General features: G+C 65.4%; 17 protein-coding genes. 5 read left to right on the top strand and 12 right to left on the bottom strand.

Going from position 1 to position 20,411, the window contains the following annotated elements:
* Window positions 1-83: 83 nt before the first annotated feature.
* Together trpA and trpB are read right to left on the bottom strand one after the other, a co-directional pair.
* Entirely contained in the window at window positions 84-911 is an 828-nt protein-coding gene (trpA, locus tag SIL87_RS12920) for a tryptophan synthase subunit alpha (RefSeq protein WP_319614579.1), read from the bottom strand.
* Window positions 908-2,122 carry a tryptophan synthase subunit beta gene (trpB, locus tag SIL87_RS12915; RefSeq protein WP_319614578.1) on the bottom strand — a complete coding sequence of 405 codons (1,215 nt, stop codon included), beginning with the start codon at window positions 2,120-2,122 and terminating at the stop codon, window positions 908-910. The genes trpA and trpB overlap by 4 nt, the downstream gene beginning before the upstream one ends.
* A 362-nt stretch (window positions 2,123-2,484) precedes the next feature.
* Between trpB and SIL87_RS12910 the strand changes: the two genes are divergently transcribed.
* Window positions 2,485-3,666: an IS256 family transposase gene (locus tag SIL87_RS12910; protein WP_319612316.1), complete on the top strand. Its 1,182-nt coding sequence runs from the start codon at window positions 2,485-2,487 to the stop codon at window positions 3,664-3,666.
* A 295-nt stretch (window positions 3,667-3,961) separates the two neighbouring features.
* Here SIL87_RS12910 and SIL87_RS12905 read toward each other — a convergent pair whose 3' ends face one another.
* Together SIL87_RS12905 and SIL87_RS12900 are read right to left on the bottom strand one after the other, a co-directional pair.
* The gene (locus SIL87_RS12905) at window positions 3,962-4,522 is read right to left on the bottom strand and encodes an HNH endonuclease (RefSeq protein WP_319614577.1); all 561 of its coding nucleotides are present in this window, start codon (window positions 4,520-4,522) and stop codon (window positions 3,962-3,964) included.
* A gap of 150 nt (window positions 4,523-4,672) precedes the next feature.
* Window positions 4,673-5,332: an alpha/beta hydrolase gene (locus SIL87_RS12900; RefSeq protein ID WP_319614576.1), complete on the bottom strand. Its 660-nt coding sequence runs from the start codon at window positions 5,330-5,332 to the stop codon at window positions 4,673-4,675.
* Between the two features lie 48 nt (window positions 5,333-5,380).
* Between SIL87_RS12900 and gluQRS the strand changes: the two genes are divergently transcribed.
* Window positions 5,381-6,226, top strand: a complete 846-nt coding sequence (gluQRS, locus tag SIL87_RS12895) for a tRNA glutamyl-Q(34) synthetase GluQRS (RefSeq protein WP_319614575.1) — start codon at window positions 5,381-5,383, stop codon at window positions 6,224-6,226.
* Between the two features lie 5 nt (window positions 6,227-6,231).
* Complete coding sequence (locus SIL87_RS12890) at window positions 6,232-7,632, top strand: trypsin-like peptidase domain-containing protein (RefSeq protein WP_319614574.1); 1,401 nt, start codon at window positions 6,232-6,234, stop codon at window positions 7,630-7,632.
* A gap of 96 nt (window positions 7,633-7,728) precedes the next feature.
* On the opposite strand, the gene SIL87_RS12885 is transcribed toward SIL87_RS12890, so the two are convergent.
* From SIL87_RS12885 to SIL87_RS12850, 8 genes are read right to left on the bottom strand one after another with little or no spacing between them, the layout of a single operon-like run.
* Window positions 7,729-8,409: a metallophosphoesterase gene (locus SIL87_RS12885; protein WP_319614573.1), complete on the bottom strand. Its 681-nt coding sequence runs from the start codon at window positions 8,407-8,409 to the stop codon at window positions 7,729-7,731.
* A complete protein-coding gene (locus SIL87_RS12880) occupies window positions 8,406-9,728 on the bottom strand; it encodes an MFS transporter (protein ID WP_319614572.1) in 1,323 nt (440 codons plus the stop codon). Before SIL87_RS12880 ends, SIL87_RS12885 begins: the two co-directional genes overlap by 4 nt.
* Window positions 9,729-10,955: a cyclopropane-fatty-acyl-phospholipid synthase family protein gene (locus tag SIL87_RS12875; protein ID WP_319614571.1), complete on the bottom strand. Its 1,227-nt coding sequence runs from the start codon at window positions 10,953-10,955 to the stop codon at window positions 9,729-9,731.
* A complete protein-coding gene (locus tag SIL87_RS12870; RefSeq protein WP_319614570.1) occupies window positions 10,952-11,719 on the bottom strand; it encodes a DUF1365 domain-containing protein in 768 nt (255 codons plus the stop codon). Before SIL87_RS12870 ends, SIL87_RS12875 begins: the two co-directional genes overlap by 4 nt.
* Complete coding sequence (locus SIL87_RS12865) at window positions 11,716-13,023, bottom strand: NAD(P)/FAD-dependent oxidoreductase (RefSeq protein WP_319614569.1); 1,308 nt, start codon at window positions 13,021-13,023, stop codon at window positions 11,716-11,718. Before SIL87_RS12865 ends, SIL87_RS12870 begins: the two co-directional genes overlap by 4 nt.
* Window positions 13,020-14,438, bottom strand: a complete 1,419-nt coding sequence (locus SIL87_RS12860; protein WP_319614568.1) for a cryptochrome/photolyase family protein — start codon at window positions 14,436-14,438, stop codon at window positions 13,020-13,022. Before SIL87_RS12860 ends, SIL87_RS12865 begins: the two co-directional genes overlap by 4 nt.
* Window positions 14,438-15,106 (bottom strand): ligase-associated DNA damage response endonuclease PdeM, encoded by a 669-nt coding sequence (gene pdeM / locus SIL87_RS12855; protein ID WP_319614567.1) that lies wholly within the window; start codon window positions 15,104-15,106, stop codon window positions 14,438-14,440. Before pdeM ends, SIL87_RS12860 begins: the two co-directional genes overlap by 1 nt.
* 28 nt (window positions 15,107-15,134) lie before the next feature.
* Window positions 15,135-17,585: a ligase-associated DNA damage response DEXH box helicase gene (locus SIL87_RS12850; RefSeq protein ID WP_319614566.1), complete on the bottom strand. Its 2,451-nt coding sequence runs from the start codon at window positions 17,583-17,585 to the stop codon at window positions 15,135-15,137.
* 54 nt (window positions 17,586-17,639) lie between these two features.
* Here SIL87_RS12850 and SIL87_RS12845 point away from each other — a divergent pair, with 54 nt between their 5' ends.
* Window positions 17,640-18,659, top strand: a complete 1,020-nt coding sequence (locus tag SIL87_RS12845) for a ligase-associated DNA damage response exonuclease (protein ID WP_319614565.1) — start codon at window positions 17,640-17,642, stop codon at window positions 18,657-18,659.
* A 166-nt stretch (window positions 18,660-18,825) separates the two neighbouring features.
* Window positions 18,826-20,403 carry a cisplatin damage response ATP-dependent DNA ligase gene (locus tag SIL87_RS12840; protein ID WP_319614564.1) on the top strand — a complete coding sequence of 526 codons (1,578 nt, stop codon included), beginning with the start codon at window positions 18,826-18,828 and terminating at the stop codon, window positions 20,401-20,403.
* Window positions 20,404-20,411: the final 8 nt, after the last annotated feature.

The raw sequence follows: 20,411 nt of genomic DNA, 5'->3' as shown, positions 1-20,411 counted from the left end.
CTGACCGCGCGCCGGGGGGCTACATCCTGCGACCGTATCGTTGCCGCCCGTCGCCGCCGAAACGGCGACGATGACCGTATTGCCTACGCCGGGACCGACTCGGCATGCATGGCCCTAGCCAGGGCCGCCACATCCGCGAGGACCGTTTCGATCACGGCGGGTGAGGCGTGCCCGCCTTCAAGCCCGCTTGCCATCCGGTCGATCAGGGCGGAGGCGACCACCGCGGCATCCGCGTGGCGTGCCACAATCGCCGCCTGCTCGGGCGTCCGCACGCCGAAGCCGACCGCGATCGGCAGGTCGGTCGCGCGGCGGAGCCGGGGGATATCGCGTGCCAGATCGGTGGCGGAGGCCGTGCTGGTGCCGGTGATGCCGGTGATCGACACGTAGTAGACGAAGCCCGAACTGTCTTTCAGCACGATGGGCAGACGTTCATCCGAGGTGGTGGGCGCAATGAGGCGGATCAGGTCGAGGCCGTTGGCTTTGACGTCGGCCAGCATCAGATCGGCTTCCTCGGTCGGCAGATCGACCACGATGAGGCCATCGACTCCGGCGGCGGCGGCGTCGGCGGTGAAGCGGGCGACACCGTAGGAAAGGATCGGGTTGAGGTAGCCCATCAGCACCAGAGGCAGCGTGTCGTTGCCGCTCCGGAACTCGCGCACGAGGCCGAGTGTGCCGGCAACGGTGGCACCGGCGTGGAGCGCACGGCGGCCGGCGAGCTGGATGGTCGGGCCGTCAGCCATCGGGTCGGTGAAGGGCATGCCGATTTCGATGATATCGGCGCCGTTTCGGGCCATCCCGGTGAGCAGGGACAGCGAGGTCGCCCGGTCCGGATCGAAGGCTTCGACGAAAGTGATCAACGCGGCGCGACCTTCGGCTTTCAGCCGCCCGAAGGTGGCGGCGATCCGGCTCACAGCTGAGCCCCGAGGTGCTTCGCCACGGTGAAAATATCCTTGTCCCCCCGACCGCACAAATTCATCAGGATGATTTTTTCGGGCTCCATGCTCGGGGCGATCTTGGCGACATGGGCAAGGGCGTGGGCGGGTTCGAGCGCGGGGATGATCCCCTCGGTCGCGCAGCAGAGCTGGAACGCCGCAAGCGCTTCATCATCGGTGACCGCGACATACTCGACCCGGCCGATATCATGAAGATAGGAATGTTCCGGACCGATGCCGGGGTAATCGAGACCGGCGGAAATCGAGTGGGCTTCGAGGATCTGGCCGTCATCGTCCTGCAGCAGATAGGTGCGGTTGCCGTGGAGCACGCCGGGCCGGCCCCGCGACAGCGAGGCGGCATGTTCGCCGGAATCGAGGCCGCGCCCGGCGGCTTCGACGCCGATGAGCTTGACCTCGTCATCGAGCATCGGATGGAACAGGCCGATCGCGTTGGAGCCGCCGCCGATCGCCGCGATCGCGACATCCGGCAGGCGGGATTCGGCTTCCAGCATCTGAGCGCGGGCTTCGGTGCCGATGACCGACTGAAAATCGCGGACCATGGCGGGGTAGGGGTGCGGACCAGCGGCGGTGCCGATGATATAAAACGTGTCGCGCACGTTCGCGACCCAGTCGCGCAGGGCGTCGTTCATCGCATCCTTGAGCGTCGCCGCGCCGGACGTGACCGGGACCACTTCGGCGCCGAGCAGCTTCATGCGGAACACATTGGGCTGTTGCCGCTCGACATCGACCGCGCCCATGTAGATCACGCAGGGCAGGCCGAACAAGGCGGCGACGGTTGCGGTGGCAACCCCGTGCTGGCCGGCGCCGGTTTCCGCGATGATGCGGGTCTTGCCCATGCGCTTGGCGAGCAGGATCTGCCCGATGCAATTGTTGATTTTATGCGCGCCGGTGTGGTTCAACTCGTCACGCTTGAAATAGATTTTGGCACCGCCGAGTTTTTTCGTCAGCCGCTCCGCGAACCAGAGCGGGCTGGGGCGGCCGACATAGTGCTTCATGTAATAGTCGAACTCGGCCTGGAACGCCGGATCGTTCTTCGCGGCCTCGTAGGCGGCCTCCAGTTCGAGGATCAGCGGCATGAGGGTTTCGGCAACGAACCGGCCGCCGAATTCGCCGAAGCGGCCGCGTTCGTCGGGCAGGTTGCGCAGGGAGTTGGGGATCGGTTTGTTCATGTCGGTTCTCCGTTGAGTGACGGATAACCGATAATGAGGCGTTGTAAACTCCGCGTGCTCGCCCTTCCTTGTCCGATCCGTCCAAGGCGCACCTATGGTGTCAGTATTCGACTTGGACCGTCCGCCACCGCCATCCTTCAGCCATCAGACAATGACGTGCCAGAAGCTGATTGGGGCCAACCATTGAGACAGCGGACGAGCCGAAGTTAAGATCGAAGGCAGAGGCGTGGGAGGTGGTGTAACCTGACGTCTGGAAATTCATTTTGGGTTGGGAGTTGGTGCCCTTGCCGGGGCATGCCCCGGCAAGGGCTGTTCATTCTGGTATTCCATGCAGTTGTTCACACCAACATGGAGACCGATGAATGGACGCCAAAAAGGATACGATTATCGAGGCACTTTTGGAACATCTGATCGAAAACGGCGCAGGCGATATCGCCACGGTATTTGCCAGGACCTTCGAACTCGCCATGCAGATCGAGCGCGAACGCTTCCTCCACGCCAGTCACTACGAGCGCAACCCCGATCGTCAGGGTTACGCCAATGGCTACAAGCCCAAGCGGATCGATACCCCGGCCGGGTCGATCACCGTCGATGTCCCCAAAACCGCCGGTCACGTGGGCGAACCCTTCTACCCACAGTCCCTCGAACGCGGCCGACGCTCGGTCCGCGCCGTCATGGTCGCCGTCGCCGAAATGTACATCAAAGGCGTCTCCACCCGCGACGTCGAGGCCGTCATGCGCGAATTCGGCATCGAAAGCCTCTCCTCCGCTCAGGTCAGCCGCGCCAGCAAGCTGCTCGATGACGAACTCGCCGCCTGGCGCACCCGACCCCTCGCCGAGATCCGCTACCTCATCCTCGACGCCAGATATGAAAAAATGCGCGATAATGGCGTCGTCCGCGATGCCGCCGTGCTCTCGGCCATCGGCATCGGACCCGATGAACGCCGCCGTGTCCTCGGCGTCTCGGTCGCCCTTTCCGAGGCCGAAGTCCATTGGCGTGCCTTCCTCGAAAGCCTCCATCAGCGTGGCCTGCGAGGCGTCGAATTCATCGTCTCCGATGACCATGCCGGATTGCACGCCGCACGCCGCGCCGTCTTCGGCGCCGCACACTGGCAACGATGCCAGTTCCACCTCGCCCAAAACGCCATCCACCACGCCCCCAACCACGCCATCCGCAAACGCATCGGCGCAGAACTCCGGACCGTCTGGAACGCAAATTCCCTCGCCGCTGCCCAGATCGCTCTCACAACCCTCGTCAATGCCTATCGCGACACCGCACCAAAGCTCGCCGATTGGCTCGAACGAAATATCCCCGAAGGCCTCACCGTCTTCACACTGCCAGAACCCCACCAGCGCCGGCTTCGCACTTCCAACCCCATGGAACGCGGCATCCAGCAGGAACTCAAACGCCGCACCACCAAAATCAGGGTCTTCCCCAACGAAGCCTCCCTCGAACGCCTCGTCAGCGCCGTCCTCGTCGAAATCGATGAAAAATGGGCCGCCGACACCAAGGGCTACATCAAGTGGGACTACCAGGATGCCTGACCCCCGCTCGCCCTATTTTCCAGACATCAGGTTGCTCAATCGCGTGGGATATACTGATACGATGATCGTTGGCGCGTTCGCACGCATAACGCGCTTTCATGTAGACATTTTGCCCGTACCACGGGTGAATGACGTTATAGACATGGGTTTCAGTGCGGGTCGCGCACCCGGTCAACGCGAATAATACAAGGCAGACCAGCGATTTCGAAGCGGTTCCGGACATCGGCATCCCCATTGGTTTCGGGATGGTGATACCTGACGATTATTTCGGAACTCTAAACGCCGACAAAAATTTTCATGTTTCCAGCTCGCTGTCCCAATAGAGGAAATCACGCCAGCTTTCGTGCAGGAAATTCGGCGGGAAGGCGCGCCCGCGATCCTGAAGCTCCCACGAATTCGGGCGGCGCGGGGTCTCATACGGGAACATCTTGCATTCGCGGGGCAGCTTCGAGCCCTTGCGGAGATTGCACGCGCCGCAGGCGGTGACGACGTTTTCCCAGGTGGTGCGGCCACCACGGGCGCGGGGGATGACGTGGTCGAACGTCAGATCGGGCGCGGGCAGACGATCGTGACAGTACTGGCAGGTAAACCCGTCGCGCAGAAACACGTTGAACCGGGTGAACGCCGGCTGGCGCATCGAGGGCACGAAATCCTTCAGCGCGATCACCGAAGGCAGTTTCATCGAGACGGAGACCGAATGAACCTCGTGCTCGTACTCGGAAAGCACCGAGACACGGTCGAGAAACACCGCTTTCACGGCGTCCTGCCAGGCCCAGAGCGATAACGGAAAATAGGAGAGCGGACGGAAATCCGCGTTCAGCACGAGAGCGGGGAAATTCTGCCCGCCGTCAGGCATTACTCATCCGGTCCCAATAGGGGGACGCAACATAAAGGGCGCTTCGGAAATCGAGTCGCCATATCTGGTGACGGGCCGAGTTCATGAGGGGTTTATGACAAAGACCCGCGCGGGCTGCAAGTCACGCAGCGTCGGCCCCGGACTTTGTCATCAAACTTCAACCGGCGTGGCGAAGCCGCGCTGCAATGCCAGCGCGCCCGCCGAAAGCCCCGCATCGTCGATGCCGTGAGCGAGGTTCGGAACATAAAGTCCCTGCACCGGGACGCCGTTGGCCCGAAGGACCGCCTCGGCGTCGCGCGAGCGCGAGACCGGCACGATCGGGTCCGCCTCGCCATGAACCAGAAGGACCGGCGGGCGTCCTGCGATCTCGCGCGGCAGCGACTCGGGGTCGATCAGCGCGCCGGAAAAGGCGAGGATCGCGCGCGGCGGCACCGCACGGCGCAATCCCGTGAACAGCACGGTCATCGCACCCTGGCTGAATCCCATCAGCGCATAGGCGTCCGGCGGGAGGCCGAGCCGGGCCAGTTCGGCATCGAGAAAGCCATCGAGCGCGGTCTGCGCGCGGCGAACCCCGGCTCCCAGGGTCAGCGGATCGAGATTGCCGATCGGGAACCATTGGCGGCCATGCGGTGCCATGGCGAAGGGTTCCGGCGCATGGGGGGCGACGAAAGCGGCTTCGGGCACCGCCCGCGCCCAGTATGGGGCGAGGTCGATCAGATCGTTCCCGTCGGCGCCGACGCCGTGGCAGAGCACGACGAGCTGCTTCGCGGTGCCGCTCGCCGGCCCCCAACGCGGTCCATCCAGGGTCATTTGCGCCTCACTTTGCAATTCGCGCGGAGCGTATCATCCTGACCGGCGATGTCCATCGTGACCCGCTTTGCTCCGAGCCCGACCGGCTATCTGCATCTCGGCCATGCCGCCTCGGCGCTGACCGGGTTCGCGGCGGCGCGGGCAGGGCAGGGCGACTTTCTGCTGCGGATCGAGGATATCGATGCCGGGCGCTGCCGCCCTGCCTTCACCGAGGCGATCATCGAGGATCTGACCTGGCTCGGCCTGGTCTGGCGCGGCGAAGTGCGCCGCCAGTCGGATCATCTGGCGGATTACGCTGCCGCGCTCGATCGGCTGGCGGCAATGGACCTGTTCTACCCCTGTTTCTGCACCCGTGCCGAGATTGCCGCGGCAATGAGCGCGCCGCACGGGGGTGATGGCCGCTATCCCGGCACCTGCCGCACCCTCGATCCGGCGATCGCCACGGCGCGAATCGCGCAAGGCGACGCCTATGCCTTGCGGCTGCGCACAGATCGCGCGGTTCGGCGCACCGGCGCGCTGCGGTTTCACGAGGCGGGCGAGGGGTGGATTTCCGCCGACCCGGCAGCGCTCGGCGATGTCGTGCTGGCGCGCAAGGATGCTTTGTGCAGCTATCATCTCTGCGTGACGCATGACGATGCGGCGCAGGGGGTGACGCTGGTGACGAGGGGGCAGGATTTGCGGGCCGTGACGCCGATCCACGTGCTGTTGCAGCATCTGCTCGGCTGGCCGACCCCGGCCTATGCCCATCATCCGCTGCTGACCGATCACTCCGGACGGCGGCTGGCGAAGCGCGACCGGGCCGCGACATTGCGGGAGATGCGGCAAGCCGGGGCGACGCCCGCCGGGATCGTGAAAATCATCTCTTGCCGGATCGGCGATATCACATCACTCTGATAGCCATGACATTGCGAAAAACCCTGCCGAACCTGCTGCTCGCCGCCGGCCTCGTCGCGAGCGGACGCGCCGAAGCCATGCCGACGCCGCCGGCGATCGCCAAAATCGCCCGCGCCGCTTTGCCCGCCGTGGTCGATATCGAAAGCATCGACCCGATGAAGGCGAAGCCCGCGCCGGGGGCCGAACTCAAGCCGGGAGCGGGCGGGTTTCAGAAATCGGACGCGAAGAAAGCCGATTCGAACAGCCTGATCGTGCCGCCACGCGCAGAACAGGCACTCGGCACCGGGTTCTTCATCAGCAAGGACGGCTATATCGTCACCAATCATCACGTCATCGCCGGGGCCAGCGAGATCAAGGTCACGATGCATGACGGGCATATCTATACCGCCAAGCTGATCGGGTCGGACAAGAAGGCCGATCTGGCGGTATTGAAGATCGACACCGGCCACCCCGATCCGTTCCTGACATTCGGCGATAGCGGCAAGCTCGAACTCGGCGACTGGGTGGTGGCGATCGGCAACCCGTTCGGTCTCGGATTTTCGGTTTCGGCGGGGGTGGTGAGCGCGTTGCACCGCGATATCGGCTCGGGGCCGTACGACAATTTCATCCAGACCGATGCGGCGATCAACCGGGGTAATTCCGGCGGTCCCATGCTCGATGCCAACGGGCATGTCGTGGGCGTGGATTCCGCGATCTATTCGCCATCGGGCGGATCGGTCGGCATCGGGTTCGCCATCCCCTCCAGCATGGTCGAGCCGGTGGCGAAATCCTTGATCGCGCATGGCAAAATGACGCGTGGATGGGTAGGGCTGCGGATCGAGCACGTCTCGGCGGATATGGAGCGTGCCTGGCATCTGCCGTCCGCGGACGGCGTGGTGGTCGGCGGCGTGGTCGCGGATGGTCCTTCTTCCGGCAAACTCGCGCCGGCGGATGTGATCACCGATGTCGATGACCGGCCGATCCGCGATGTTCATTCCTTCAAGGTGGCGCTTGCCGAAATTCCCGCCGGTCAGACCGCCAGATTCCGCTATCGGATCGATGGCGCGCTGCACGACGCGGCGATCACCATTGCGGTGCCGCCGACCGACAAAAAACCCGCCGCGAAACCGGTTCCGACACAAACCGCCGCGAAACCTGACATGATCGCGTCACTCGGTATCGGCGTCATGACCCATCCGGGGGCGCGGGGCGTGATTGTCGTCTCGGTCGACAAGAACAGTGCCGCGGCACGGGCCGGGCTGCACGCCGATACGCTGATCGAGGCGGTCGGCCCCGATTTCGTGACGACACCGAAGGCCCTGAACGATCGGCTCGCGCGCAAACACACCGTTGCCTTGCTGGTCGATGGGCCGGCGGGGACGTCGTGGATTTCGGTGCCGCTCGATCATGGGGTCCGGACCCACTGAGGTTGATGGAAGATCAGTCGAGCCGGTGAAACCAGCACCGACCCGGATCAAAAAAGTCTTTTGCTTCTTTTTTACAAAAAAGAAGCCCTTCCTTCCTCACTCCACTTCCGCCGGCAGGTCGATCCACGACAGATGCCCTCCCTTGCCAGCCCCCGTATCCATGAACACCGCCTGACCCCCGAGCCTTCCGTGGAGTGTCAGCGGGCGGCCATTGGTACTGCGCTGGTCGTGGCCGCAATAGACGATGTGACCTTCGGGAATGCGATCGACCCACGCGAGCAGACGCTCGGGCTTGCCGGCGCCGGTGACCCGGCCAGTAGTCTGGCCGTAGAGCGCACGGGCAAGCAGGTGGTCGGCGCGGCCGGGGCGCATGGCGGCAGAGGCGGCGGTCAGCATGGCGGGATGAAAACCCCCATGGACGAAGATCGTGGAGCCCGATCGCAGCCAGCCCGGCGCGCGGGTGATTTCATGCAGGGCGCGCGCGGAGGTCGCGTTATCCAGGGCCGCGATCGTGGCGGCGAGGCCCGGTCCGCGCTGCACCGCATCGCCGCGCAGGGCGCGGGCGAGTTTGAAATCGTGGTTGCCGAGCAGGAACAATCCGCGTCCGCGATCGATCAGGTCGAACATGATCCGCAGCGCGCCGGGCGTGTCGGGTCCGTCATCGACGAGGTCGCCCAACTGGACGATGAACCGATCGGTCGCGACGGCGGCGGCAAACCCGGCTGAATCGCCGTGGACGTCGCCAACCACACGCAGAGCGGCGCCGGGGGGGATCATGCCTGCGCGGCGATGGTCGCCCGCAACTCCTGCTGGGCGGCCCGGTCGATCGGGAAGCGCCACATGATCGCGGCGGCCACCAGTTTCAGAGTGGCGGGGATGCCGCAATAGAGCACCATCAGCGTCGCGTCCTGTGCCAGATCATTGCCGCCCCGGGTCGAGAATCCGACGAGGCCGAGCACCGGAAATGCAAAGCCGGGGGCGAGGGCGTTGCCGGCTTTCTGCGCCATGGTGGCGGCGGCGAAATAGATCCCCGCGCGCTGTTCGCCGCTCGCCGCTTCATCGACATCGACCACATCGGCCTGGATTGCGGGCGGAATGGTGAAATCGGCACCCAGCCCGGAACCGGTGAACACGCTGATGATGCCGAACAGGATCAGCACGTGGGGAACGTGCAGGATCGCGGGTACGAAGGCGAAGGCAATGCCGGACATCGCCATCGCCGCCGCCCAGGTCAGGTGCTTGCCGATCCGCGCGGAGGCTTTCAGCCATAACGGCACCGAGAGCACACCTGCCGCGAAATACACCAGCAACAACGGGCCGGAGGCTTTGGGCGCGTGCAGGATCTGGTCGAACACGATCAGGATCAGCGCGGCGGGCAGTCCGTTCGCCAGCCCGTTCACCGCCCAGGCGAGGATCAGGCGGCGGAACGGGGCGTTCGCGGCCAGCAGCCTCAGGGTCGCCCTCAGCCCTGCCGGTGCGGCACGGCGGATCGGCAGCGGGTCGCGCACCCGCAGCAAGGCGAGCAGCACGAACGGGGTGGCGAGGCCGATGGTCAGCAGCGACAGCAGATGCGCCTGCCCGACATGCGAGGTGATGCCCAGCGCGACCGGCGCGATGGCCGAGATCAGGATGCCGATGATGGTCCCGCCTTCGCGCAGCGACGTGATCCGCTGACGCTCGGTATAATCGTCGGACAATTCCGCTCCCCACGCCCAATAGGGCAGGGATAGCGCGGTCCAGCCCCAGGTGACCAGAGCGTAAAAAACGAACAGCCACACCGCACCCGCGCCATGGGGCGGAAAGAACAGGCCGATCGCCCCGACCGCCGCGACCGGCATCGCCACCGCCATGAACGGCTTGCGGCGGCCGAACCGGGACTGCGAGAGATCGGAGAACCGCCCGATCGCGGGATCGACGATGACATCGAAAATGCGGACGGCGGTGAGCACGAACCCGACGGTGACGAGGTTCATATGCATCGGGCCGGCCCAGAAATCCGGCAGAATGACCAGCAGCGGCAGCCCGAGCATCGCCAGCGGCAGCGCGGGCGCTGCGTAGATCAGCTTGGTGCGCAGGCTGAGCTGGTGGCGCGGCAATCAGCCTCGCGCGATCACGAACTGGCCCACATCGGTCCAGCCCGCGCGGAACCCGGCCTCGCAATAGGCGAGGTAATATTCCCAGAGCCGCTTGAACCGGCCGTCGTACTGGCGCGACATCGCCCCGATCCGCGGCCATGCGGTCTGGAAAGCGTGCTGCCAGCGGGCGAGGGTTTCGGCGTAATCCTGCCCGAACCAGAAGCTTTCGCGCAGCTTCAGCCCGGCGCGGGCGATTTCCTGATTGAACCGCGTGGGCGAGGGCAGCATGCCGCCGGGAAAGACGTAACGCTGGATGAAATCGGCGCTGGAGCGATACTCCTCGAAATACCGGTCCGCGATGGTGATCACCTGCAAGCCCGCAAGGCCGCCCTGGTTCAGCCGGTCGCGGACACAGGCGAAATAGGTCGGCCAATATTGTTCGCCCACCGCCTCGAACATCTCGATCGAGGCGATCCGGTCGAAGGTTTCCGTCACGTCCCGATAATCCTGAAGGCGCAGGGTGACGCGATTGCCCAGCCCGGCGCGGGCGATGCGGGCCTGGCCGAATTCGAGCTGTTCCTGCGAGAGGGTGATGCCGGTGACGTTGGCGCCGTAATCGCGCGCGGCGATTTCAGCGAAGCCACCCCAGCCGCAGCCGATTTCCAGCACGTCCATCCCCTCGCTCAGCCCCAGCGCGCGGCACAGCCGGTGGATCTTCCGCTCCTGCGCGGCTTCGAGGGATTGGGTGGCGGGATCGAACACGGCGGCGGAATAGGTCATGGTCTGATCCAGCCATGATCCATAGAAATCGTTACCAAGGTCATAATGCTCGGAAATATTCCGCCGCGCGCCTTTGCGGGTGTTCGGCCGCAGCTTGTGCGCAACGAAGCTGACCGCGCGGGCCCAGAGCTTGCCGCGCAGCATATCTTCCCAGGCCGCTTCGTTCAGCGTGCCGGATCGCAGCACGTCGATCAGGCTCGGGCTGTCCCACCAGCCTTCGAGATAGGCTTCGGCAAGGCCGAGACTGCCACCGAAGACCAGTTTCGCGATCATCCGGGCATCCCGCACGATCATCGTCGCGTTCGGTCCGGGCTCGGTGCCCGCGAAATGATGGACCGAACCATCCGGCAGCACCACTTCCATCGTACCCGCCTTGATCATGCGGGCGATGCCGAGGCCGAGGCGCAACCGGCGGTCGCGGGGCAGGCTGGGGTTCGCACCCGGGCTGGCGATGGTGGCGTCGCTCATACGGCGTCTCCTCGGATGATCGGATGGTGGGTGCGGGCAGGTTCGCGGTGGAATTTTGCGCCGCGCACAAGGGTTCTGATCGCTTCCCAGTGGATCGCGGCGATGACCTTGACGGCGACCAGCGGCATTTTCGCGATCTGGGCGAGCAGGGCCCGGTCGGTGGCCGGAGTGGCGTCGAGCGCCATGGTCGCGTTCATACGCCTGGTCTCGGCCCCGTAGCGCAGGCTCATGCGGAATTTCGGACCCGGCCGCGTGAAGGTGAAATCATACTGGCCCTGCATGTCGAACAGCGGCGAGACATGCATCGCCTTGGCGACGCGCTGGCGGATCGGACCGGGGCCGGGCGAAACCGGGATCAGATAGCCGATCTGGTCGCCGAACGTGTTCTTCACCTGGTGCAGCACGGCACCCAGCCTGCCGTCGGCATCGGCACAGAAATAGAAGCTGATCGGGTTGAATGCATAACCGAGGATACGGGGGATCGTCATCAAACGGATGCGCGCGCCGAACCCGGAGAGGTCGTTTTCCGCAAGGGCCGATTCCACCCAGGGTCGCAGGGCCGAACCGTCGCGGGGGCCATGATCCCGGTCGTTGATGCCGATCAGCCCGAACCGGTTGTGGCGAAACACGCGGCTGCGCGCCGCGAAGGCGTCGAGATCGTCGAGATCGATCGCGAGCATCCAGAGTTTATAGGCGAATTTGGTGCGCGGCGCCGTGTGGCGGACATGACCGACGACGCCGGCATAAATCATCGCTCCGGTCATGCCGCGTGCCGGACTGCGCCGGAGCGGTCCGCGCCGGTCTGCCAGGGCACCGCAATACCCAGTGCACGGGCGACCCGCACCGCCGAGGCGATACCGTCCTCGTGAAATCCCCAGCCAGTCCAAGCGCCGGCAAACCACAGCCGGTCCTGCCCCTGAATTCGCGGCAATGCCTCCTGCGCCGCCATCGCCGCGGTGTCGAAGCGCGGATGGGTGTAATGCCGGGTCAGCAGCACCTGCGCGGGGTCCGGCTCGATCAGCGGGTTGAGGCTGACCAGCAGCGGTTTCGCGGTTCGCAGCCCCTGCAACGCGTTCATCCAGTAGGTCACGCTGATCGCCTGGGCATGATCGCCGGCATCGCGCGCAAGGTAATTCCAGGCGGACCACACCGCGCGCCGCCTCGGCATCAGGGCGGTATCGGTGTGCAGCACCGCGCGGTTGGCCTGAAACCCGACCGCGCCGAGGATATCGCGTTCGCCTTGCGTGGGCTCGCCGATCATCGCGAGGGCCTGATCGGCGTGGCAGGCGAGCACGGCCTGATCGTAATGCTCCACCCCCGCGTCGGTCGCGACACTGAGGCGATCGGCCTCGCGCATCACGCGCCGGACCGGTTGGCCCACGCGCACCCGCTCACCCAGCGCCTCACGCACCTTGGCGACATACATCCGCGATCCGCCGGTCACCGTGCGCCATTGCGGCCGGTCGTTGATGGTGAGCAGACCGTGGTTGTGGAAAAACCGCACGAAATGCCGCGCCGGGAACGCGCGCATTCCCGCCACCGAGGCCGACCAGATCGCGGCCCCCATCGGCAGGATGTGATCATCGGTAAAGCCCGGGCCGTAATGGTTGCGATCGAGATACTCACCGAGCGTTTCGGTGCCGGCACCATCGAGCAGTGCGGGGGCCTCGCGGTTGAACCGGAGAATGTCCTGGATCATCCGCCAGAAGCGCGGGCGCAGCAGGTTGGATTTCTGGGCGAACAACTGGGCGAGGTTGGACCCGCCATATTCGAGCGCGCCGTTGCCGATCGAGACGCCGAACGTCATGTCGGTGTCATGGGTGGCGACGCCGAGCTGTCGGAAGAACCCTTCGAGATGAGGATAATTCCGGTCGTTCAGCACGATGAAGCCGGTATCGACCGCGACCTCCGCGCCATCGAGCGTCACCAACTGCGTGTCGGCATGGCCGCCGAGCCGGGCTTCGGCCTCGTAGAGCGTGACGTCCCACGCATCGCGGGCCAGCCACGCCATCGACATGCCGGCGATGCCGCCGCCGATCACCGCGAGTTTCGGCTTGTCGTTGATCATGAGGGTGAGTTTCCGATTTCCTTCAGTGCCGCCAGCGCGCGATCCCGGCCCGAAGCGAGATCGACGATCGGTTCCGGATAAGTCCTGCCTAAAATGACGCCCGCCCCGCGCAGAACGTGTTGCGGCGCGTCCCACGGCGCATGGATCACCTCGTCCGGCAGGTTCGCGAGTTCCGGCACGAAGCGGCGGACATAGGCGCCGTCCGGATCGAATTTCAAACCCTGCAAAACCGGATTGAAGATTCTGAAATAGGGCGCGGCATCGGCACCGCACCCCGCCACCCACTGCCATGAGGCGGCGTTGGATGCGACATCGGCATCGACCAGACAGTCCCAGAACCAGGCCTCGCCGGTCTGCCACGGGATCAGCAGATGTTTGACCAGGAACGAGGCGGTGATCATCCGCACCCGGTTGTGCATCCAGCCGGTCTGCCAGAGCTGGCGCATTCCGGCATCGACGATCGGAATTCCGGTCCGGCCGCGCTGCCACGCACGCAGTTCCCCGGGCGCATCCCGCCACGGCATCGCGGCGAATTGCGCTTTCATCGGCACGGTGTCGAGGTCTTGGTTGTGCCAGAGCAGGTAGGCGGCGAATTCGCGCCAGACCAGTTCCTTCAGGAAGGTCGTGCGGCCCTCGGCGCGCGTGGTGCGCGCGGCCTCGGTGGCGCGCCAGACCGCATCGATCGCGATTTCGCCCCAATGAAGGTGGGGCGAGAGCATCGAGGTGCCGGATCTGCCGGGCAGATTGCGCTGCCGGTCGTACTCATCGAGGTCGGCGTCGAGGAAGGCGGTGAGCCGCTCATGTGCCCCCGCTTCGCCCGGGGTCCAGGTTTCGGCCAGCCCGGCGGACCAGTCGGGCCGGGTCGGCAGCAATTGCCAGTCATCGAGCGCGTCGCTCGCAACATCCGCGATACTCCCGATCCGCTGCGGTGCCGCAATCGCCGGGCGGGCGCTGAACGCCTCGAAACAGGCGCGTGAAAACGGGGTGTAGACACCATAGACGCCGCCGGTCTTGTTCACGATCTGCTCACCCCCGAACATCAGCGCCGAACGATGACGGTGGAACGCGATATCGCGCTTTGCCAGCTCCTCGGCGACCGCGCGATCCACGCGACGCAGCCACGGCTCGTGCGCCCGCCCGGCATGGACCGCTTCAGCCCCGAGCGTCCTCGCCAGTTCCGCGATGATCGCCGCCGAATCGCCGCGCCGCAGCACCAGTTTCGCGCCCCGCGCCGCACAGTCCTTTGCCAGCGATGCAAGCGAGTGGTGCAGCCACCACAGCGAGGCACCGCCCCATTTTGCTGCGGGATCGAGCACGAAGACCGGCACGATCGAACCGGACTCGAGCCCCGCTGCCAGGGCCGGATTATCGGCAAGGCGCAGATCATTGCGAAACCAGACAAGGCTGATCGCCATTACGCTGCCCTGGCGGCATGAGCGAGCGGAAAGGCGAACACCCGGTCCCGGCTGAGCATGAACACCTGCCCGCCACGCGGAAACAGGGCGCGGATCGGCGCTGCCGTCACATCCAGCCCGCCGGTATAGGCACCGAACGAGGGCAGCAGGACACGGTGCTGGTCGGTCACGAAACAGGGCCGGCCAATGGCGGCGGCACGCGTCGCGATCCGCGCCCTGGGATGAAAATGTCCGGAAAACTCCACCATTCCGGCCCCGACCTCGCCCGCCTCATGACGAAACACGCAGTGATCCTCGTGCCACGACTCCATGCCGCCGACGCCCTGATCGTGATTGCCCGCGATCCACACGAAGCGGTGCGCCGCCTCCAGCCGGGCGAGGCGGGCGGCATCCTCTGTGGCCAGCCGTGCGGGGCCGGCGGCATCGTGAAACGAATCGCCCAGAGCAATCACGGTCTCCGGCGCGTAATGCCGCAATAACAAAGCCAGCCGGTCCAGCGTGGTCCGCGTGTCGTAAGGCGGCACGAGCGACCCGCGCGCGGCACTGGCAGAGGCCTTTTCGAGGTGCAGATCGGCCACGATCAGCGTCCGCCGCGCCGGCCAGATCACCACCCCCGCAGGGTCGAGCATGAAACGGTGACCGGCGCGATGGATCGGGGCAGCATTCATGGGTGCCTCCTTTCCATATTGTTGCGTGTCACGCCAGATGGACACAAGGCGTGACCCCGGCCTCGGCGAGCAACGCCTCCGCTTCGGCGAGCAGCGCGTCCTCGGCCTCGCCGCCGCGCACCTGTTCGCGGCCGATTTCGAGCAGTACCGGCACGGCGAGCGGCGAGACGCGCCTGAGCCGGCGATGGGTGATCCGCCCCTGCACCCGCGCCAGCATCCCGGCGATCCGGGCGAGATCGACCAGCCCATGCGCGGCGTCGGCCCGGGTGGCGCGGAGCAGAATATGGGTGGGGTCGTGTTTGCGGAGCACATCATAGATCAGATCGGTATTGATACTGACTTGTCTACGGCTGCGCTCGCCACCCGGATGCGTCCGCTCGATCAATCCGGCGATCACCGCCACGTTGCGGAAGCTGCGCTTGAGCATGGTGCTCTCATCCATCCAGGCTTCCAGATCGTCGCCGAGCATGTCCTGTTCGAACAGGCGGGCGATGTCGCCCGGTTCGCGCGCGCACCACACGCCCAGCACGTAGTCGGTCGCAACGAATCCCAGAGGCTGGCCGCCGAAGCGTTCCAGCCGCCGGGTGATCAGCATGCCGAGCGCCTGATGCGCCTGCCGCCCCTCGAAGCAATAGGCGACCAGATACCACCGCCCGCCGCGCGGAAACGTCTCGACCAGCAGATCGTCCGGACCGGGCAATGATGAGCGCACCGCCTGTAGATCGAGCCACTCCCGCACGGGTTCGGGAAAATGCACCCATTGCGCGGGGCTGTGCAGCATCGCGCGCACCCGGTCGGCCAGATTGGTGCTCAGCGGCATCCGCCCGCCGACATAGGTGGGAATTTTCGGCTCGCCGCTTCCGCCATCGGTCACGATCACGCTGGTCTCGCGAATCCCGACGAAGCGCAGCCGCCGCCCGGCGAACAGGAACGTGTCGCCGGGGGTCAGCATCGCGACGAAATATTCCTCGATCTCGCCGAGCGTGATGCCGCCGCCGCGCCCGCCGCCCATCCGCACCTTCAGCACCGGCGCCTCGACGATGGTGCCGATATTCATGCGGAACAGCCGCACGATGCGCGCGTTGCGGACATGGACCATGCCCTCGGAATCGCGGAACAGTTTGCGGTACCGCTCATAGACCGACAGCGCGTAGCCGCCATCCTCGACGTAGCGCACCACATCGTCGAAGTCGCGGCGCGACAGGGCGGCGTAAGGAGCGGCGGTGCGGATTTCGGCGAACAGATTGTCGGGATGGAACGGTCCGGCGCAGGCCCGTCCGAGCACGTGCTGGGCCAGCACATCGAGCGCGCCCTCGCGCGGCGGATCGCCATCGAGGTCCAGCGCCGCCACACCCTCGATCGCGGCGGCGCATTCCAGTACCTCGAATCGGTTGGCCGGTACCAGCAGAGCGCGCGAGGCTTCATCGAGCCGATGGTTGGCGCGGCCGAGCCGCTGCATCAGCCGCGAGACGCCCTTGGGCGCCGCGACCTGAATGACCTGATCCACCGCCGCCCAGTCGATCCCGAGATCGAGCGAGGAGGTCGCCACCACTGCCCGCAGCCGCCCCGCCGCCATCGCCGCCTCGACCTTGCGGCGCTGGTTCACATCGAGACTGCCGTGATGCAGCGCAATCGGCAACGTCTCCTCGTTGTGCCGCCACAAGGCCTCGAACATCAACTCGGCCTGGGCGCGGGTGTTGACGAACACGATGGTCATGCGCGCGGCCCGGATCTGCTGCAGGATCGCCTCAGCCGCCATCAGCCCCATATGACCCGACCACGGCATCCGCCCCGGCGCGATCAGCATGCCGATTTCGGGCGGCGCGCCGGCCTCGCCCAGCACGAGCTGCGTGGCCCCGCCATGGCCGTCCGGCGAAAGCCAGTCGAGCATCGCGCCGGGATGCGCGACGGTCGCGGACAGGCCAATCCGCAGCGCGCGAGGAGCCAGCGCATGGAGGCGGGCGAGGCACAGGGCAAGCTGGTCGCCGCGCTTGGTGCCGGCGAGCGCGTGGATCTCATCGAGCACGATCATCGCGAGATCGGCGAAGTACTCAGCCGCCTCGGGCTGATAGAGCAGCAAGGCAAGGCTTTCCGGCGTGGTCAGCAGGATATGCGGCGGATCGCTCCGCTGGCGCGCCCGCCGGTTGGCCGGGGTGTCGCCGGTGCGGGTCTCGACCCGGATCGGCAGCGCCATCTCGGCGATCGGCGTTTCGAGATTGCGCGCGATATCGGTCGCCAACGCCTTCAGCGGACTGATGTAAAGCGTGTGCAGGCGCGGTTGCGGCGCATCGGCCAACGCAATCAGGCTCGGCAGAAATCCCGCCAGCGTCTTGCCGCCGCCGGTCGGGGCGATCAGCAGGGCGTTATCGCCCGCGATGACCGCACCCAGCACCGCCAGCTGGTGGGGCCGGACCGTCCAGCCCCGCCCCGCGAACCAATTGCGGAACCGCACCGGCAGCGATGTTTTTTGTTTGTTCACGTTTTCAGTCTAACCAGACTGGTTTTTTTCGCAATCACGATCCATCTGAACGCCGTGGCACCTCACCCCGAAACCTGGCTTCAACCCCGCCCCGAAGGCCTGTTCTGTATCCCGGGCGGGTTTCATATCGATGCGACGCGCGCGGTCGATCGCGCGATCATCACCCATGGCCATGCCGATCACGCCCGGCCGGGTCATCGGCATGTGCTCGCCAGTGTCGAAACGCTGGCGATCATGCGCGCGCGGATGGGCGAGGGCAGGGCGGGCATCACCCAGCAGGCGCTCGCGATCGGCGAGGTGCTGCGGATCGGCGATGTCGATGTCAGCCTGGTGCCGGCCGGCCATGTGCTCGGCTCGTGCCAGGTGGTGATGACGTATCAGGGCAGCCGCGCCGTGGTGTCGGGCGATTACAAGCGCCGGGCTGACCCGACCTGTGCGCCGTTCACCCCGGTGGTGTGCGATGTGTTCGTCACCGAAGCGACGTTCGGCCTGCCGGTGTTCCGCCACCCCGACGCGGGATCGGAGATCGCCAAGCTGCTCCATTCGATGACCGTGTTTCCCGAACGACCGCATCTGATCGGCGCCTACGGCCTCGGCAAATCGCAGCGGGTGATCGCGCTCCTGCGGGCTTCCGGCTACGATGTGCCGATTTATCTGCACGGCGCGCTTGCGAAATTATGCACGCTCTACGGCGAACTCGGCATCAACCTCGGTGACCTTCGTCCGGCGACCGTGGCGGATAAAGCGGCGCTACGCGGGGCGGTGGTGTTGGCACCGCCCTCCGCCGTGGCGGATCGCTGGGCGCGACGGCTCGATGATCCGGTCGTCGCGGTCGCCTCGGGCTGGATGCGGGTGCGCCAGCGCGCCAAAGCAAGCGGCGTCGAACTGCCGCTGATCATTTCCGATCACGCCGACTGGAACGAGTTGCTCGCCACCGTCATCGATGTACAGGCACCGGAAATCTGGGTGACCCATGGCAATGAGACTGCGTTAATCTACCAGCTCGGTCTGATGGGGCGGCGCGGACGGGCGCTGAGTTTGATCGGGTATGGTGACGAGGGGGATGATACGTGACGGGCGTAAGGCGAGGGAACCACTTCTTTTTTGTAAAAAAGAAGCAAAAAACTTTTGTTAATCTGGGTCATCGCGGGTTTCACCAGTATGGACCAGATGACAAAAAGTTTTTTTGCTTCTTTTTTTTCAAAAAAAGAAGTGCTTCTCCTGCCTTGTCTTTGCGCGCATGAAGGCCTTCGCCGACCTCCTGGAGCGCCTGCTCTACACCCAGGGCCGCAACGCCAAGATCGCCCTCCTTGCCGATTATTTCGCCACCAGGCCGGACCCCGAACGCGGCTATGCGCTGGCGGCGATTGCCGGCAAGCTCGATTTTCCGGGTGCCAAGCCCGCGGTGTTGCGTGCTTTGGTCGCGACCAAGGCGGACCCCGAATTATTCGCGCTGTCCTATGATTACGTCGGCGATCTGGCCGAGGCGATCGCGCTGATCTGGCCGAAGGCCGAAGTTGAAAGCCCGCCGGAATTGCCGTCTGTGGTGGATCAGTTGCGACGAACGCCGCGCGAGGCAATTCCGGCGCTGATCGCCACTTGGCTCGATGCCAGCGATGTTTCGACCCGGATTGCGCTGATCAAGCTGATTACTGGCGGGTTGCGGGTCGGTGCGTCGCTGCGGCTGGCGAAACTGGCGCTGGCGCAGCGTTTCGTGGTCGAGGTCGATTCGATCGAGGAGATCTGGCACGGTCTGCTACCGCCGTATCCCACCCTGTTCGACTGGCTGGAGCGCCGCACCGCGCGGCCCGATCCGGGCACCACGCCGGTGTTTCGCCCGCCCATGCTGGCTCATCCAATTGAGGACACCGATCGCGCTGGGCTTGATTGGTCGGCCTACCGGGCCGAGTGGAAATGGGATGGCATACGGGTTCAACTGGTCGCGACCCCGGGCGGTAAGCGGCTGTATTCGCGCGGTGCGGATGATATTTCAGCGAGTTTTCCCGAAATCCTCGCCGCGATGGAGTTCAACGCGGTGCTCGATGGCGAATTGCTGGTGATCCGCGATGGCGTGGTGGCGCCGTTCGCCGATCTGCAGCAACGGCTCAACCGTAAAATTGTCAGCGCCAAGGCGCGCGCCGAATATCCGGTTGCCGTGCGGCTCTATGACATGCTGTTCGACGGTGCTGCGGATTTGCGCGGCCTGCCGTTTGATCAACGCCGCGCCAGGCTGGAAGCTTGGTTTGCCGCGACCACCCCGGCACGGATGGATATTTCGCCGCAGATCGACTTCGAAACTGAAGCCGATCTCGCCGGTCTGCGCGCCACCGCGCGCGACGACGGCATCGAAGGGCTGATGCTCAAGGCCGCCGCAAGCCCCTATCTCGCTGGCAGACCGAAAGGGTATTGGTGGAAATGGAAGCGCGACCCGCTCAGCCTCGATTGCGTGTTGATGTATGCCCAGCGCGGCCATGGCAGGCGCAGTTCGTTCTATTCGGATTACACCTTCGGCGTCTGGACCGATGAGGGTCGGCTGGTGCCGATCGGCAAGGCCTATTCCGGCTATACCGATGCCGAGTTGCTGGTGCTGGATAAATGGATCAGGTCGCACACCACGGCGAGCTACGGGCCGGTGCGGGAAGTGGAACCCGGCATCGTGCTGGAAATCGGCTTCGATGCGGCGCAGCGATCGGCGCGGCATAAATCGGGCATCGCGCTGCGCTTTCCCCGAATTCTGCGGCTGCGGCTCGACAAACCCGCGAGCGAGGCGGACACGCTGGAGGCCGCGACACGGCTGATCGGCAAGCTGGCCGCCTGACCGGTTCG

The organism is Acidiphilium acidophilum, from assembly GCF_033842475.1.
Classification (GTDB): domain Bacteria; phylum Pseudomonadota; class Alphaproteobacteria; order Acetobacterales; family Acetobacteraceae; genus Acidiphilium; species Acidiphilium acidophilum.
The sequence above is the reverse complement of the archived record's forward strand: the minus strand, read 5'-3'. Positions and strand labels throughout refer to the sequence as shown.